Origin of the sequence: Pseudomonas sp. NFACC32-1 (genome assembly GCF_900101215.1) — a bacterium.
Taxonomy (GTDB): Bacteria; Pseudomonadota; Gammaproteobacteria; order Pseudomonadales; family Pseudomonadaceae; genus Aquipseudomonas.
Genome location: NZ_FMUL01000009.1, coordinates 42,371 through 56,690, shown reverse-complemented (window position 1 = coordinate 56,690; position 14,320 = coordinate 42,371). Strand labels below are relative to the sequence as shown.

General features: G+C 62.0%; 11 protein-coding genes. 7 read left to right on the top strand and 4 right to left on the bottom strand.

The window, feature by feature from the left end:
* Positions 1-9 precede the first annotated feature (9 nt).
* Positions 10-2,031, bottom strand: coding sequence for a sigma-54-dependent Fis family transcriptional regulator (locus BLP99_RS15410; protein ID WP_072398374.1), 2,022 nt, complete (start codon positions 2,029-2,031; stop codon positions 10-12).
* Between the two features lie 164 nt (positions 2,032-2,195).
* On the opposite strand from BLP99_RS15410, the gene BLP99_RS15405 reads away from it, so the two are divergent.
* Genes BLP99_RS15405 through BLP99_RS15395 form a run of 3 tightly spaced genes read left to right on the top strand, consistent with a single transcriptional unit; the run spans position 2,196 to position 4,974 of the window.
* Complete coding sequence (locus tag BLP99_RS15405; RefSeq protein ID WP_072398375.1) at positions 2,196-3,212, top strand: Gfo/Idh/MocA family oxidoreductase; 1,017 nt, start codon at positions 2,196-2,198, stop codon at positions 3,210-3,212.
* A gap of 4 nt (positions 3,213-3,216) precedes the next feature.
* A complete protein-coding gene (locus BLP99_RS15400) occupies positions 3,217-4,008 on the top strand; it encodes a TIM barrel protein (RefSeq protein ID WP_092180740.1) in 792 nt (263 codons plus the stop codon).
* A 45-nt stretch (positions 4,009-4,053) separates the two neighbouring features.
* Positions 4,054-4,974 (top strand): sugar ABC transporter substrate-binding protein, encoded by a 921-nt coding sequence (locus BLP99_RS15395; protein WP_072398377.1) that lies wholly within the window; start codon positions 4,054-4,056, stop codon positions 4,972-4,974.
* Positions 4,975-5,066: 92 nt separating this feature from the next.
* Here the strand turns inward: BLP99_RS15395 and BLP99_RS15390 are convergent, their stop codons facing one another.
* From BLP99_RS15390 to BLP99_RS15380, 3 genes are all read right to left on the bottom strand, one after another.
* Positions 5,067-7,607, bottom strand: a complete 2,541-nt coding sequence (locus BLP99_RS15390; protein WP_072398378.1) for an EAL domain-containing protein — start codon at positions 7,605-7,607, stop codon at positions 5,067-5,069.
* Positions 7,608-7,959: 352 nt separating this feature from the next.
* Entirely contained in the window at positions 7,960-9,477 is a 1,518-nt protein-coding gene (locus BLP99_RS15385; RefSeq protein WP_231991072.1) for a sensor domain-containing diguanylate cyclase, read from the bottom strand.
* Between the two features lie 203 nt (positions 9,478-9,680).
* The gene (locus BLP99_RS15380) at positions 9,681-10,697 is read right to left on the bottom strand and encodes an AraC family transcriptional regulator (RefSeq protein ID WP_092180737.1); all 1,017 of its coding nucleotides are present in this window, start codon (positions 10,695-10,697) and stop codon (positions 9,681-9,683) included.
* Positions 10,698-10,830: 133 nt separating this feature from the next.
* Here BLP99_RS15380 and BLP99_RS15375 point away from each other — a divergent pair, with 133 nt between their 5' ends.
* The 4 genes from BLP99_RS15375 to BLP99_RS15360 all read left to right on the top strand — a co-directional run bounded on the left by BLP99_RS15375 (position 10,831) and on the right by BLP99_RS15360 (position 14,218).
* A complete protein-coding gene (locus BLP99_RS15375) occupies positions 10,831-12,015 on the top strand; it encodes an acetyl-CoA C-acyltransferase family protein (protein WP_072458940.1) in 1,185 nt (394 codons plus the stop codon).
* Positions 12,016-12,029: 14 nt separating this feature from the next.
* Complete coding sequence (locus tag BLP99_RS15370) at positions 12,030-12,881, top strand: 3-hydroxybutyryl-CoA dehydrogenase (RefSeq protein WP_092180735.1); 852 nt, start codon at positions 12,030-12,032, stop codon at positions 12,879-12,881.
* On the top strand, positions 12,868-13,509 hold the full coding sequence (locus BLP99_RS15365; RefSeq protein ID WP_092180732.1) for a TetR/AcrR family transcriptional regulator: 642 nt from the start codon (positions 12,868-12,870) through the stop codon (positions 13,507-13,509). The genes BLP99_RS15370 and BLP99_RS15365 overlap by 14 nt, the downstream gene beginning before the upstream one ends.
* A 463-nt stretch (positions 13,510-13,972) precedes the next feature.
* The gene (locus BLP99_RS15360) at positions 13,973-14,218 is read left to right on the top strand and encodes a hypothetical protein (protein WP_143007953.1); all 246 of its coding nucleotides are present in this window, start codon (positions 13,973-13,975) and stop codon (positions 14,216-14,218) included.
* Positions 14,219-14,320 lie beyond the last annotated feature (102 nt).

Below are 14,320 nucleotides of genomic sequence, written 5' to 3'. Positions count from 1 at the left end.
GACGCCCTCCTATTCGTGGCGCCGGCCTGACATTCGTGGCGAAGGCGCCGAGGCCCCTCGAAAGTTGGCTGCGCTAAGCCCGTAGCGTTTGAGCTTGACGTAGAGTCCCGCCCGCGAAATGCCAAGGCGACTCGCCGTCTGGCGCAAGTTACCCCCCGAGTCTTTCAAGGCCGCACGGATCAGTTCGCGCTGCCCCTGCTCCAAGGGCGTCAGGCGCTCCTCGTCCTGCGCTGTTCTTGCGGTATCGACGAGCAGCGCGGGGGGAAAGTCGGCAGGCTCGATGAACGCACCCTGGGCGAGATTCATGGCTCGCTCGATGACGTTTTCCAACTCCCGGACGTTGCCGGGCCAGTCGTGAGCCATCAACCGCGCCAGCGCCTCGTCGGAAATGGCCAGCGGCGGTCGCTCCAGGTTGCGGCCCAGGCGCTTGAGCAGTGTTGCCACCAGCAGCGGGATATCCTCGCGGCGCTCGCGCAGCGCAGGCACCTGCAGGGTGAGGACGTTGAGGCGATAGAAGACGTCTTCGCGAAAGGTTCCTTCCGCCACGGCCTGGGCCAGGTCGCGGTGGGTGGCGGCGATGACCCGCACGTCCACCGCCTGGGCCTTCCTCGCCCCGACGCGGGTGACCTCGCCTTCCTGCAACACCCGCAACAGGCTGATCTGGGCCTCGAGGGGCATGTCGCCGATCTCATCGAGAAACAGGGTCCCGCCGTCGGCCAGTTCGAATTTGCCGGCCGCGCCACCCCGCGCAGCACCGGTGAAGGCCCCCTCGACATGACCGAACAACTCGCTCTGCACCAGATCCCTTGGGATGGCGCCACAGTTCACCGCCACGAAAGGACCGTGGCGACGTCCGCTGGCATTGTGGATGGCTTGGGCGAACAGTTCCTTGCCCACCCCGCTTTCCCCCAGCACCAGCACCGTGGCTTCGCTGCGACTGGCCGCCTGTGCCAGTTGCAGGCTGGCCTGCAGCGCCGCCGAACGGCCCTGGATATCGGCGAAGCTGTAGCGCGCCCGGGTCCCCAGCAACTGGCGGGTAATCTCACGGATGCGGCGGTTTTCACGGAGCGACAGCACCCAGCCGCCCTGGGCGATGGGACAGGCCGAGGCCAGGCACGGCAGACCGCTGCCATCGGGCAGCAGCAGCGTAAGATCGCGATCCTGGCGCTCCCAGCGCCGGTCCAACCAGACATCGAGGTCGGTGTCCTGGGTGATGAGGCTGGCGAAGGGGCGGCCCTGCTGCGGCTCGTCGAGCTGCAACAGCCGCCGGGCATAGCCGTTCAGGCTACGGATCCGGCGGTCATCGTCCAGCAGGATGACCCCTTCGTTGAGCACCTCCAGTACCCGCTGTTGCTCCTCCAGCAACGCCTTGAGCGCCAGTTGCCGGGAGATGGCCTCGGCCGCTGCCTGTACGGTGCCAAGGGTGTGGCAATGGAAATTGCCCACGGCCGCTGTGAGCGTCAGGGCGCCCAGCAGGCGTCCCTGGGTATCGCGCACCGGTGCCGAAGCACAATGCATGTGTCGCTCGCGCAGTTCCCGCTTGAAGTTCTCTGCGGCCAGGACGAATACCAGGCGCTGCTCGCGCAGCGCCAAACCCGTGCAATTGGTCCCTTGAACCTGCTCCAGCAGGCGGCTCCCCAACGGGGTCAGGTCCACCCCACAAGCGCTGAGGGTCACGCCATCGGCGTCCGCCAGATTGAGGTGGCCGTCCGGGTTGTAGCGCAACAGGTCGGCCATGATCGGTGCGGCGATGTCCAGCAGCTCGCGATGGGCAGCGAGACGGCTCGCCAGATCCTCGGGGGAGACGAATTCATAGTGGAATTCATCCGCGGCAATGCCTGCCTCCCGGCTGCGTAGCCAGGACGCGCGAATCACCGGTCGTACAGCGGCCAGATCGCAATCGCCAGCCAGGCAGGCTTCCCATGCCGCGTGCAGGGAATGCTGGGTGGCGTCGGCGGATGAAGGCTGCTGCAGCTCGGTGACGAACAGCAGCTCTTGTTCAAGGTCGGTCGCGGCGGTCAGGGGCGTCATGGGTCAGTCTTGTCCAGAGGTTGGACATGTCCAGCTAGACATAGACAGTAGCAGGCAAGCCGCCAAAGCGCCTGGAAACGGGGGCTGGAGGAGTGGCATGGCGATTGCTCCCGGGCTATCAAGGCCCACGGCCGCCTATAACAACCACAAAAGGACGCCCTTCCATGCCGCATTCCAAGACACCTCTGTCCCTCGGCCTCATCGGTACCGGTCGCATGGGCACATTCCACGCCACCGCCCTCGCCCGGCATCTTTACGGCGCCCGCCTGGTTGCCCTGGCCGATCCAGCCCCGGGTGCCGCCGCTCGACTTGGGGAGACCCTGGATGTCGAGCGCATCTACACCGATCCCCAGGCACTGATCGAGGACCGCGCCGTGGACGCGGTGGTGATCGTCGCTCCGGCACGCAGTCACGCCGAACTGGTGGTGGCGGCCGCCCGCGCTGGCAAGCCGGTATTCTGCGAGAAACCCATGGCAGTGACCCTGGAAGAAGCCGACCGGGCCATCGCGGCCTGCGCCCAAGCCCGTGTCGCCCTGCAGGTTGGCTTCAATCGGCGCTTCGCCACCAGTTTTCGTACGGCGCGCGACTTGATCCTCGCGGGTCGCATCGGCACGCCGCAACTGCTGCGCTCGCTCACCCGGGATCCGGCCCTGCACAATCCCGCCGCGGTGAAACCCTGGACCATTTTCCTGGAAACCCTGATCCACGATTTCGACACCCTCAACTTTTTCAACCCAGGCGCCAAAGCCACCCAGGTGTATGCGGTGGCCGACGCCTTGGTACGACCCGATTTGCGCGACCAGGGGTTGCTCGATACCGCAGTGGTCACCGTCCGCTACGATAACGGCGCCATCGCTACCGCCGAGGCCAACTTCCAGGCGGTATACGGCTATGACGTACGTGGCGAGGTGTTCGGCAGCGCAGGCATGCTCACCGCCGGCGACGTGCGCACCAGCGAGCTGGTCTGCTACGGAGCCGAAGGCATCAGCCAGACCACCCAGCGCTCGGATGCGCAGCTGCTGCGCGACGCCTATCTGGCCGAGCTGCGCGCCTTCGTCGACGCCGTGCGCGGCGGCACCCCCGTGCCGGTGGACGGAACCGACGCCCGGGCCGCCCTGGCCATCGCTCTGGCGGCCATCGAATCGGTGAAATCCGGCCAGCCGGTCGCCGTCGGAGCGTGATGCCATGACCTCTACCACACCTTTTGTACTGGCCGTCAGCGCCGAGATGGTCTTTATCGACCTGCCCTTCGTCGAGCGGGTTCGTCGCTTGCACGCCCTGGGTTTCGCAGTGGAAATCTGGGACTGGACGCGCCACGACATCGACGCCCTGGCCGCTACCGGCGCCCGCTTCACCTCCATGACCGGGTATGTTTCGGGCGACCTGGTCACCGCCGAGGGACGCGCCGCACTGCTGGCCAGTGCCCGGGAGTCTCTGGCCGTCGCAGAGCGGCTCGGCTGCCCCTCCCTCAACCTGCATGGCACCGGCCTGGACAGCAACGGCCTGCCGGTCAGGCCCCTGCCCACCGTGACTGGCGCGCAATGGCTGGCCGCGCGGGACACCCTCATGGCGATCGCGCGCCTGGGCGAGGCCGCTGGCAAAGTCTTCCTCCTGGAGAATCTCAACACCGCGCTGGATCATCCGGGGGTTCCCTTTGCGCGTGCCGAAGACACTCTGGCGCTGATCGAGGCCGTGGACAGCCCACACCTGCGGCTCAATCTGGACCTCTATCACGCCCAGATCGGCGAGGGCAATCTGATCGAGTTGATCCGGCGCGCCGGGGCGGCTATCGGCGAGATCCAGGTGGCCGACGTGCCGGGCCGCTGCGAACCCGGCACCGGCGAAATCCATTACCCCGCCATCGCCCGGACGCTTGCCGAGCTGGGTTATCGAGGCGTGGTCGGTCTGGAGGGCTGGGCGGCGGATGGCAATTGCGAACGTGCGCTCCAGCGTTTCAAAAGTGCCTTCACGTTATAGATCCAGGTTTTCATCCCGTTTGCATAACAACAAAAGGAACCGGACATGCTACTTCGCAAACTGCTGTGCGCCGCCTTCGCGCTTTCCCTCACTCCCCTGGCCCTGGCCGACTACCGCATCGGTGTCAGCATTGCCAAGGTCGACGACAACTTCATGACCTACGTTCGCCGTAACCTCGAGGAAGCCGGCAAGACGCAAAAGGTCTCCCTGCAATTCGAGGACGCCCAGGGCGATGTCGTGCGCCAGCTCAACCAGGTACAGAGTTTCCTGGCCCAGAACGTCGACGCCGTGATCGTGCTGCCGGTGGACACCGCCGCCACCGTCAACATCACCCAGGCCGCCACCTCCGCCAAGGTCCCGCTGGTCTACGTCAACCGCCGCCCCGACGATCCCGGCATTCCCAACGGCGTGGTTGCCGTGGCCTCGGATGACCTGCAGGCCGGCCAGCTGCAGGCCCGGTTCATTGCCAAGCGGTTGAACGGCAAGGGCAGCATCGCCCTGATCATGGGTGAACTGACCCAAAACGCCACCCGGGGCCGTTCCGAAGGCCTCAAGGAGGGCCTCAAGGCCTTTCCGGGCATTCAGGTGGTGGTGCAGCAGAACGCCGATTGGGATCGCAGCAAGGGCATGGACCTGACGAGCAACTGGTTGACCGCTGGTACAGACTTCGACGCCGTCGTCGCCAACAACGACGAAATGGCGATCGGCGCTGCCATGGCGTTGCGCCAGGCTGGCAGGGAGGACGTCCCCGTGGTGGGTGTGGATGGCTTGCCCGATGGCCAGGCGGCCATCAAGCGCGGCCTGTTGGCGGCTTCGGTGTTTCAGGATCCCAGGGGCCAGGCGCTGCAGGCCGTGCAGGCCGCGCTGAAGATGATCCGCAAGGAGCCGGTGCAGGGAGACGTCTGGGTCCCCTACGAACTGATCACCGCAGACAATCTGGCGACCTATGCGGCACGCTTCAAATAGTGCAGGCCGATGCACGCTTGAAGCCGGTTCGCTCCCAGCGCCCCGAGCAGGTGGCCATAAAAAACCCGGCTCGTGGGCCGGGTCAACCACATCTACACGTAGCGCGCCCTGATCCAGGGGCCTATTTCCTCGGCCACCAAGGGCCTCGAATACAGGAACCCTTGAACGATCCGGTACCCCTGGTTTTGCAAGACTTGCTGTTGCGCCAACGTCTCGACGCCCTCGGCGACCACTCTCATCTGCAAGCTTTCGCCGATACGGATGACGGCCTCGCTCAAGGCCTGGCTGGTCGTATCGCACTCAAGGTCGTGGACGAAGCTTCGATCAAGCTTGAGCTCCTGGATCGGCAAGCGCCGCAGGTAGCTGAGGCTTGAATAACCGGTACCGAAATCATCCATTGCCAGGGTTATACCCAAGGCATGAACCTGCTCGATGGTGGTCAGCGTGTCCGGATTGATGTCCATCAGCACATTTTCGGTAATCTCCAACGTCAGGTCCCTGGCTTGCAGGCCATGGGCCCGCAGCGTCCGCATCAGGATCGTCGGAAGGTCACGGTCATGAAAATGGGTGGGCGACATGTTCACCGATACCGCCGGCACCAACAGTCCCTGCTTGCGCCACGCGGCCAATTGACGACAGGCCTCGCTGAGCACCCAGAGGCCCAGCTCGCTGATCAGCCCGCACTCCTGCGCCAGCGCAATGAAACGAGCGGGCGAAATCTCTCCCAGTTGGGGATGCGTCCAACGCGCGAGCACTTCCACCCCATACAACGCCGACCGGCCCAGATCGATCTGCGGCTGATAGGCCAGGTGCAGGGATCGCTGATCCATCGCCTCACGCAGCGCCGCTTCCAGGCGCAACCGGCATTGGGTCAGTTGGCTAAGCCCATCGTTGAAGAAACAGACGCTTCCCCGCGCACGAGTCTTGGCTTGGTACATCGCCATGTCGGCGCGGTGCAGGAGCACCTCCATGGTGCAGCCATCCTCGGGAAACAGGCTGACGCCAATACTCGCCGAGGGCCTGAGGGTCACACCGCACACCTGGCTAGGAACATTCAGGCGTGCCCGCAGTTTCTCGATCAGGTCGATCGCCTGCGCCGAGTCGCATTGAGGCAGCACCAGCACGAACTCATCGCCCGATAACCGGCTGACGATATCGTGCTCACGCCGGTCCTCGGACAGGCGATGGGCGACCAGACGCAGAAACTCATCGCCGGCCGGATGCCCCAACGAATCGTTGACCTGCTTGAACCGGTCCATGTCGATGAACACCACAGCCAGGTTCGACTGATGTCTGGACGCATCGGCGATCGCCTGCTCGGCCCGGGCGTGGAGCAGATTGCGATTGGCCAGCCCCGTCAGTTCGTCATAGAACGCCAGCTTGCGTATGTGCTGGCGCGACTCTTCCCGCTCCAGCGCCAAGGCACACAAATGAATGCAGGCGTCGACAAGCAACTGATGAAGCCTGCTTGGCTGGCCTGAGTCGCGGTAGTAGAAAGCGAACAGGCCGAGCACTCGTCCGTCGTTGGACTTGACGGGCGTCGCCCAGCATCTCGTCAGGCCCAGTGGCTGCTTCTGCTCCTTGAATCGTGCCCAGAACGGATGAGCGTCGAGTTCGCTTATCGTGGCGGCCTCGCCGCTGAATACCGTCGCAGCCAAGGCATCGAGCCCGGCTCCTATGGCAGTGCCGTCCAGGGCCATGCAAAAGCCTGACGGCAAGCCAGGGGCAGCCAATGTCTGCAGGCACCCGCGGTCATCGACATGCAGGACCGAAGCAGTGACTTCAGGGGCAATACGTTGGACTTCGAGGCATGCCAGGTTCAAGACGGTTTTCAATGACTCCTCGCGCACCATCGCCTCGAGAATCTTGTGGCGCAGCACCTCATGCATCCGCGTATGCGTCACGTCCGTCAACACGCTTACGGTGTTGGCCAGTTGTCCATGGGCATCGTGGACCGAATGGCTGGTGATGTTGCACCACACCCGCGGCCCTTCCCGGTGATAGCCATAGTTCTGTCCGTGATAGACATGGTGTCTGGCCACCTGGTGGCGAATCCCTGCGACCTGGCGGTGTTCAAGGTGCGGCGCGAGCAGCTCGATTGGCGTCTTGCCGGCAGCCTCTTGAGCGCCATAGCCGAACATCTGGACGAAACCGTCATTGACGAAAATGATCCGCCAGGAGGCATCCGTTATGAGGATGGCGTTTTCGGTGGTGTCGACGACCAGCGACAAGAGATACAGGCGATGCTGTTCTTCATGTTGCTGGGTAATGTCCTTGATGAAGGCGGTATACAGGATCTGCCCTTGAGTCTCGACCCTCGAAATGGACATCGCCCCCCAACGACGAGACCCGTCCTTGCGCTCGATCGGCACAGTGCGACTGGTGCCGACGATCTTGTTGATGCCGGTGCGGCGGTTGGCATCGATGAACCCATCGTGATGAGGGCGAATCTTCTGCGGGACCAACAGGTCCACATTTCGGCCCATGACTTCGTCAGGACTGTACCCCCAAAGCTTCTGGGCAGCCTCGTTGAACAAGATGATGGAGTTATGGCTGTCGATGACGACGACGCTGTCGACACTCTGCTCCAGGGTCTGGATGAAGACTTGCGAAAGATCCTTATGATCCGGCATGGCAGTGATCTACTGAAGGAGATGGGCATGAGCAGAATCCCTTCCAGTACTTGATGCTTGGCGAGGCGAATCCAGCCTCGCTGCGATCCTGCGAAGACGTTGCAATGGAGATGCAAGCCAAGAGTGACGGGGTGGCGGGAAGAACTGAAGCAAGACGTCGGGTCGGCAAGAAACCTCTGCGAACACGGCTGCAGGCTGGCATATACGGGCGTATCTCTTATTGGTAGAAGCACAGGCGAATGAATACCAATGTGCCACTACCCGACATTCCTCCCTTGACTCAAATCAACGAACCGCAGCAGTGGGTTGCTACCGGTTGAGACAGGCCTCGATCCTGACCGTTGACGACCTGCTACCAGTCTGCAGATCGCCCTTGGGATTGCGTCGGCTGCTCGACACAGGCAGGAGCAGCTCGTGCTCGATTGCGACCTGCGTGCTTGGCGCTGTATAGCGCATCGTCCGCACGCACGATCAGTTGGCTCGGACTGTCTCCCGCCAGCGACAGGGAGGCGACTCCACAACTGATCGTGATCTGCAATGGGCCTCGGTCCGTTTGAATAATGGCCGCTTCGATGGTCACGCGTAGCTTCTCGGCCACCTCCAGCGCATCGACCCCGCTGGTATGAGCAAGGACCACCCCGAACTCCTCTCCTCCAAGCCTGCCGAACACGTCATGGGCCCGAAGCACGCCGTTGCAGAGAGTGGCCACCTGTTTCAACACGATGTCACCAATCGGATGACCAAACGTATCGTTCACTCGCTTGAAGTGATCGAGGTCAAGCCATATGAGACTGAGCTCCGTGCCATGGCGCTTCGCTCGACTGAATTCATTATCGAGGGCATTGAGAAAGTCGCTCCTGCTACGGGCACCGGTCAGCGCATCGATACTGACAAGTTGTCTTAGCGCACTATGGGATTGCTTGAGCGCGGCCGTATTGCCCAAATGCAGCCGTGTGGCGAAATAGATGAACACGGCAAAGGCGACCAACAAGAGCGAGATGGCTGCAGCAGAAAACAACAGAAACTGACGACGTTCATTGAAGGACGCCAGATAGTCCACAGGCGAAAGTTGAACCAGTACCACCAGCTCGGCCTGCATCAGGCGTCGATAGGCAACCAGGCTATCTTTCTTGTCTAAGGCACTCAGCCCCCGATAGAGTCCTTGCGGCGGCTTGTCGGAGGCGAAATAGGGTTCATGCCGGGCCAGAACGATTCCGTCCAAAGCCGTGTTGACGCCAACTTTGGAAGCGGCGGCTCGAGGAACGCCGTCTTGCCCCACGAGCGCAATGAGGCCGTTCGGCCCCACATTGATCTTCTGATAGAAGTCGGTAAAGAAGCTGACAGGGATCGACAGCACAAAGACACCGGCAAACTTGCCCTTATCGAGAATGGGCCGAGTGAACTGCATCGACCAGATCCCCGATATCCGCCCAAGAACGGGTTTGCTGATGAACAGTTTGTCTTGGGACGGATTGTTGCGATGCACCTGAAAATGTTCACGGCCGCTCAGGTCCACAGTACCGTTCACCGGACCCAGCGAGGAATAGACCAACTTGCCCTGGGCATCGATCACGGCGACCTGGGCAACCATGTCTCCGTAGACCTGGGTCTCTTCCTTGACGATCTCTTCGAATTCGCTCGGGTCCTCGATGACATCCTCTCGAATGTCCTGGACCAGAGCATCTGCATAACGCACCACACTCTGGATGTGTTCTTCGAAGGCAATGGCCAGGTTCATGGCATCATTGCCCGCCGCCTGCTCCACCAGGACCTGCTCATGCTTGAGCCATGCGCTCAGGGTGACCCACATGGGTACCAAAGTCAGCAGCAAGGCTGCCGCAGCCACTAACCCAGCCTTGGTCTTGGTCACTCGATGTCGTAACAATGGATGCCTCCAGCGAAGGGATTTCAATTCACCCAGGCCATCAGAACATTCCAGGTTCGCGCCGCGTGCCGTCAGGGACCTCCGCCCACTCTCAATAGCAGAATGATATCAAATGCCAGGATGCATTCATAACCGACTTAGGGATAATCCTTAAGTGGAGCCTGCTCGCGCCAGCCGCCGCAAAGCAATCAACCATCGCGCCCCTGAAACCGCAACCGGTACTGCCCAGGGCTCTCTCCGGTCCATTTCTTGAATGCCCGGTGAAAAGCACTCGGCTCCTGGAACCCCAGCTGCTCGGCGATCTCGCTGATGTTCGCCTGGCCCTGGCGCAGCCGTTCGAACGCCACCCCGCGCCGTACCTCGTCCTTGATTTCCTGGTATGAACAGCCCTCACGCCCCAGCTTGCGGCGCAAGGTGCTGGGGCTCAGGCGCTGTTCCAGGGCGAAGGCCTGCAAGGTGGGCCATTCGCTGTAATGGCTATGGCGCAGGCGCTGGTAGACCTGGGATGCCAACCCATGCTGGTTGCGGAAGCGAATCACCAGCCATTGGGGAGCGGTACGCAAGAATACTTTCAGCGAGGCCAGGTCCTGGACCACCGGCAGCCGCAGGTAGTGACTGGCGAACTCGATTTCGGTGTGTTCGGTGCCAAAGGTCAGGTTCGGCCCCCAGAGCAAGGGATCATCCTGCAGTGACAGGCGGGTATGGTGAAAATCCGCCCGGTCGATGGGGATGCGCCGTCCGCCCAGCCAACACAGCAGGCTGATCATCAATACCATGAACGTTTCCTCCCCCAGTCTGACGAGCTCACGGCTCTGCGAACGGGTCTGCAAGCTGATGACCGCGCGCTTGCCCCGCACACTCAACGTGCCACGGAAATCACGCAGGAACAGTCCGAAGTTGGCCAGGCACTGGCGCATGGCTTTTTCCAGCGTCGGTTCCTGGATCAATGCCCGGCAGATCAAGGCAAAGCTGCCCGGCGGCATGCCATGGGAGTCCAGCTGGAAAAACTCGTCGTTCAACTCACGAATCTGCACCAGCCACAACGCGGCGAAAGCCTTGGCCGGTACCCGTGCCGTCGGCTGATCCACCCATGCCGGATCGATCCCCACCTGCTCGAGCACCGAGCGCAGGCGCTGCGGCTCGTCACGCAGTGCATGAAGCATGGGGTACATGAAGTAGACCGCCACCGAGTCCGTTTCCCGCATTGTTGAACGCCCCTCTCGTCACCCCTGGACATGGCAAAAAACGCCATCACCCCTGGACAGTTTTGGCATAGGCCAGTGGCGCTGCAGATTCTAGACTCCTAGCCAACAAAAAAGACCTGCCTGGAGAGTCGCCATGAACCCTTCCGATATTTTTGTGATGAGCGCCGTCCGTTCTGCCATCGGCAGCTTCGGCGGTTCGCTCAAGGATGTGCCGCCTGTCCAGCTGGCAACCGACATTTGCCGCGCCGCTATCGAGCGGTCGGGCCTGGCGCCCGAACACATCGGCCATGCGGTGATGGGCCATGTGATCCCCACCGAAGCGCGTGATGCCTATATTTCACGGGCCGTGGCGATGAATGCGGGCCTGCCGAAAGAGACGCCTGCCTTCAACGTCAACCGCCTTTGCGGTTCGGGTCTGCAGGCAATCGTCAGCGCCGCGCAAAGCCTGATGCTGGGAGATGCCGGCGCGGCGCTGGCCGGTGGCGTCGAGTCCATGAGCCGAGGCGCGTACCTGCTGCCGCAGGCCCGCTGGGGCGCACGAATGGGCGACATGCAGGCCATCGACTACATGCTTGGGGTCCTGCAGGACCCGTTTGGCGGGTTCCACATGGGCATCACCGCTGAAAACATCGCCGAGCACTACGGCATCAGTCGTCAGGCCCAGGATGAATTGGCGGTCCTCAGCCAGCAGCGGGCCGCCCGGGCGATTGCCGAAGGGCGTTTCGATGGGCAGATCGTGCCGATCGAAATCAGCACCCGCAAAGGAACGGTTTCCTTTGCCACGGATGAGCATGTCCGAGGTGAGGTGGATGTCGAGCAATTGAGCCGCATGAAACCCGCCTTCAAGAAGGACGGCAGCGTTACCGCCGGCAATGCGTCCGGCCTCAACGACGGGGCCGGTGCATTGATCCTGGCCACGGGCCAGGTCGTCCAGGCTCAAGGCCTCAAGCCCATGGCCCGATTGGTGGGTTACGCCCATGCCGGCGTCGAGCCTTCGATGATGGGCCTGGGACCGATTCCCGCCACCCGCCTGGTGCTCAAGCGCGCCGGCCTGACCGTCGCCGACCTGGACGTCATTGAGTCCAACGAAGCCTTCGCTGCCCAGGCCTGTGCCGTCGCGCAAGAGCTGGGGTTCGACCCGCAGAAGGTCAACCCGAACGGATCGGGCATTTCCCTGGGGCATCCGGTAGGCGCGACCGGCGCCATCATCGCCACCAAGGCCATCCATGAATTGCATCGCTGCCAGGGCCGCTATGCCCTGGCAACCATGTGCATTGGCGGCGGCCAAGGCATCGCCGTGTTGTTCGAACGGGTGTGATCCAGGAGATGCGCATGAATCCACGAAATATCGGCGTCATTGGCGCCGGCACCATGGGCAACGGTATTGCCCAGGTCTGCGCCTTGGCCGGCTTCGACGTAACGCTGATCGACATCAGCGAGACGGCCCTGCAGAAAGCCATCGCGACGATTGATAAAAATCTCGACCGCCAGGTCGCCAAGGACACGCTGACACCCGAGCGAAAATGCGCAGCCCTGGACAGGATCCGCACCCGCTGCGATTACGACAGCCTCCAGGATGCGCAACTGGTGATCGAGGCCGCCACCGAAAACCTCGACTTGAAGCTGCGCGTCCTGCAACAGATCGCGGCCCAGGTCGGCGCCGATTGCGTGATCGCCTCGAACACCTCGTCACTGTCCATAACCCAGCTCGCCGCCAGCGTCAGCCGACCTGAGCGCTTCATCGGCCTGCATTTCTTCAATCCGGTGCCGGTGATGGGCCTGATCGAAGTGATTCGTGGCCTGCAGACCAGCGACGCCACCCACGCCGTGGCGCTGGACATGGCCACCGCGCTCGGCAAGACCGCCATCACCGCCGGCAACCGTCCGGGATTCGTGGTCAACCGGATCCTGGTGCCGATGATCAATGAAGCGATCCTGGTGTTCCAGGAAGGCCTGGCCAGTGCCGAGGATATCGACGCGGGCATGCGCCTGGGCTGCAACCAGCCGATCGGCCCTCTGGCCCTGGCGGACCTGATCGGCCTGGACACGGTGCTGGCAATCCTCGAAGCCTTCTACGAGGGCTTCAACGACAGCAAGTACCGCCCTGCCCCGTTGCTCAAGGAAATGGTCGCCGCCGGTTACCTGGGACGCAAGACGGGGCGTGGTTTCCATGCCTATGCCTGAGCGCTGCTCACGCTTCGCCGAATACCGGGACAAGGTGCTGGAGCTCTTTGCCTGCAAGGGTTTCGGTCAGGTCGGCATGCGTGAGCTCGCAACCTGCCTGGGGCTCGCCCCAGGCTCGCTGTATCACCATTACCCCAGCAAGCAGCATTTGCTGCTCGACCTGATCGAAGAGTTCTACGAAGAGTTGCTCGCCACCCTGCAACGCGTCGAACGAACCGCCCCGGCGAAACGCGACAGGCTCGACCTTGTGATCCGCGCGCACCTGAACCTGCATCTGGAGATGCCTTGGCATTTCCGTCTGGCGGAACGTGACAGCGGTTGCCTGAACAAGGCGCAACAGGAACGGGTCCGGCAGTTGCGCGAACAGTATGAGAGCAAGCTCTTGCTGCTGCTCGGCGTGCGCCTGCAACTCGACGAACAAGGCCAGATGGCTGCCGCTCATGCCATTGCCGCCTTGCTCAACAGCGCGCCCAGTTGGCTTGGTCAATATGCGCTGGATGAACAAGCACGCGGCCTGATGATGACAAATATGGTGGGCGGTGCCATCGAGCGCTTGCTGTCGCCAGTTTCTCGCCCCAGCGCGAGAAAACAATCCGCTCGTCAATCAGGTCAGGCTTGCGAAGGGTGAATTGCTTCGAGACCCGCCGCGGTGCCCCACCCTTATCGCCCTCATCCAGATCGCGTTGACAGCGGCATGTACCCCCGCCATCGCAGCCCTGGGCCCTTTAAAAGTGATTCGAATCAAGGTATTGCACGATCATTTTTGAGCAGAATCCACGGATCGAAACAGCAGTCCCCCCACCCAGCCGCAGCGTCACTTACAACCCTTTATTTACGGGCCATTACCTCAGCTCAACCCATAGTATTAACCCAGCCCTCCAAGCAATAGCGCCAATATACTGTCGCCATTTTTGGCAAAAATGCCATAAACTAAAATAGTGACGCTTTTCCGACAAATGGCATCACCATGCCATTGCTGGGTGTTCGAATGAAGGCTCATCATCCGCGTGTCATTGCTACTCGTTTGCCCCTTCAAGGGCTGGCGCAGGACGCAACAATCGCATCGCTTCTATGGGAGCAACACCGGGATGATGACTGTATACGTTATGGTCATGGCGATCTGCAGTGGCAAGGAAGGCTGCGTGGAAGAACGCAAGCCGGGACCGACCTATGCCACCAAGGAAATATGCATGGAAACGGCCAGGGGCATGGCGCCCCGCAAGGGCGTGAAATTCAAATGCCGCCGTCAGCAAGTGCAATTGATCGTGCCGATCAACATACCCCATGCGGCCGGTCTCGAGAACGTGGTCTCGACCGACACCAAAAGGCAGCCTTAGGCTCTGTCCGAAAAATCTTGAGCCCAAGGTCAGGCTGTTTTCAACGCGGCCTGAACGAGTAGCACGGTTTTTCGTAAGGCGTATGGTTCTCGGGCGGCATCG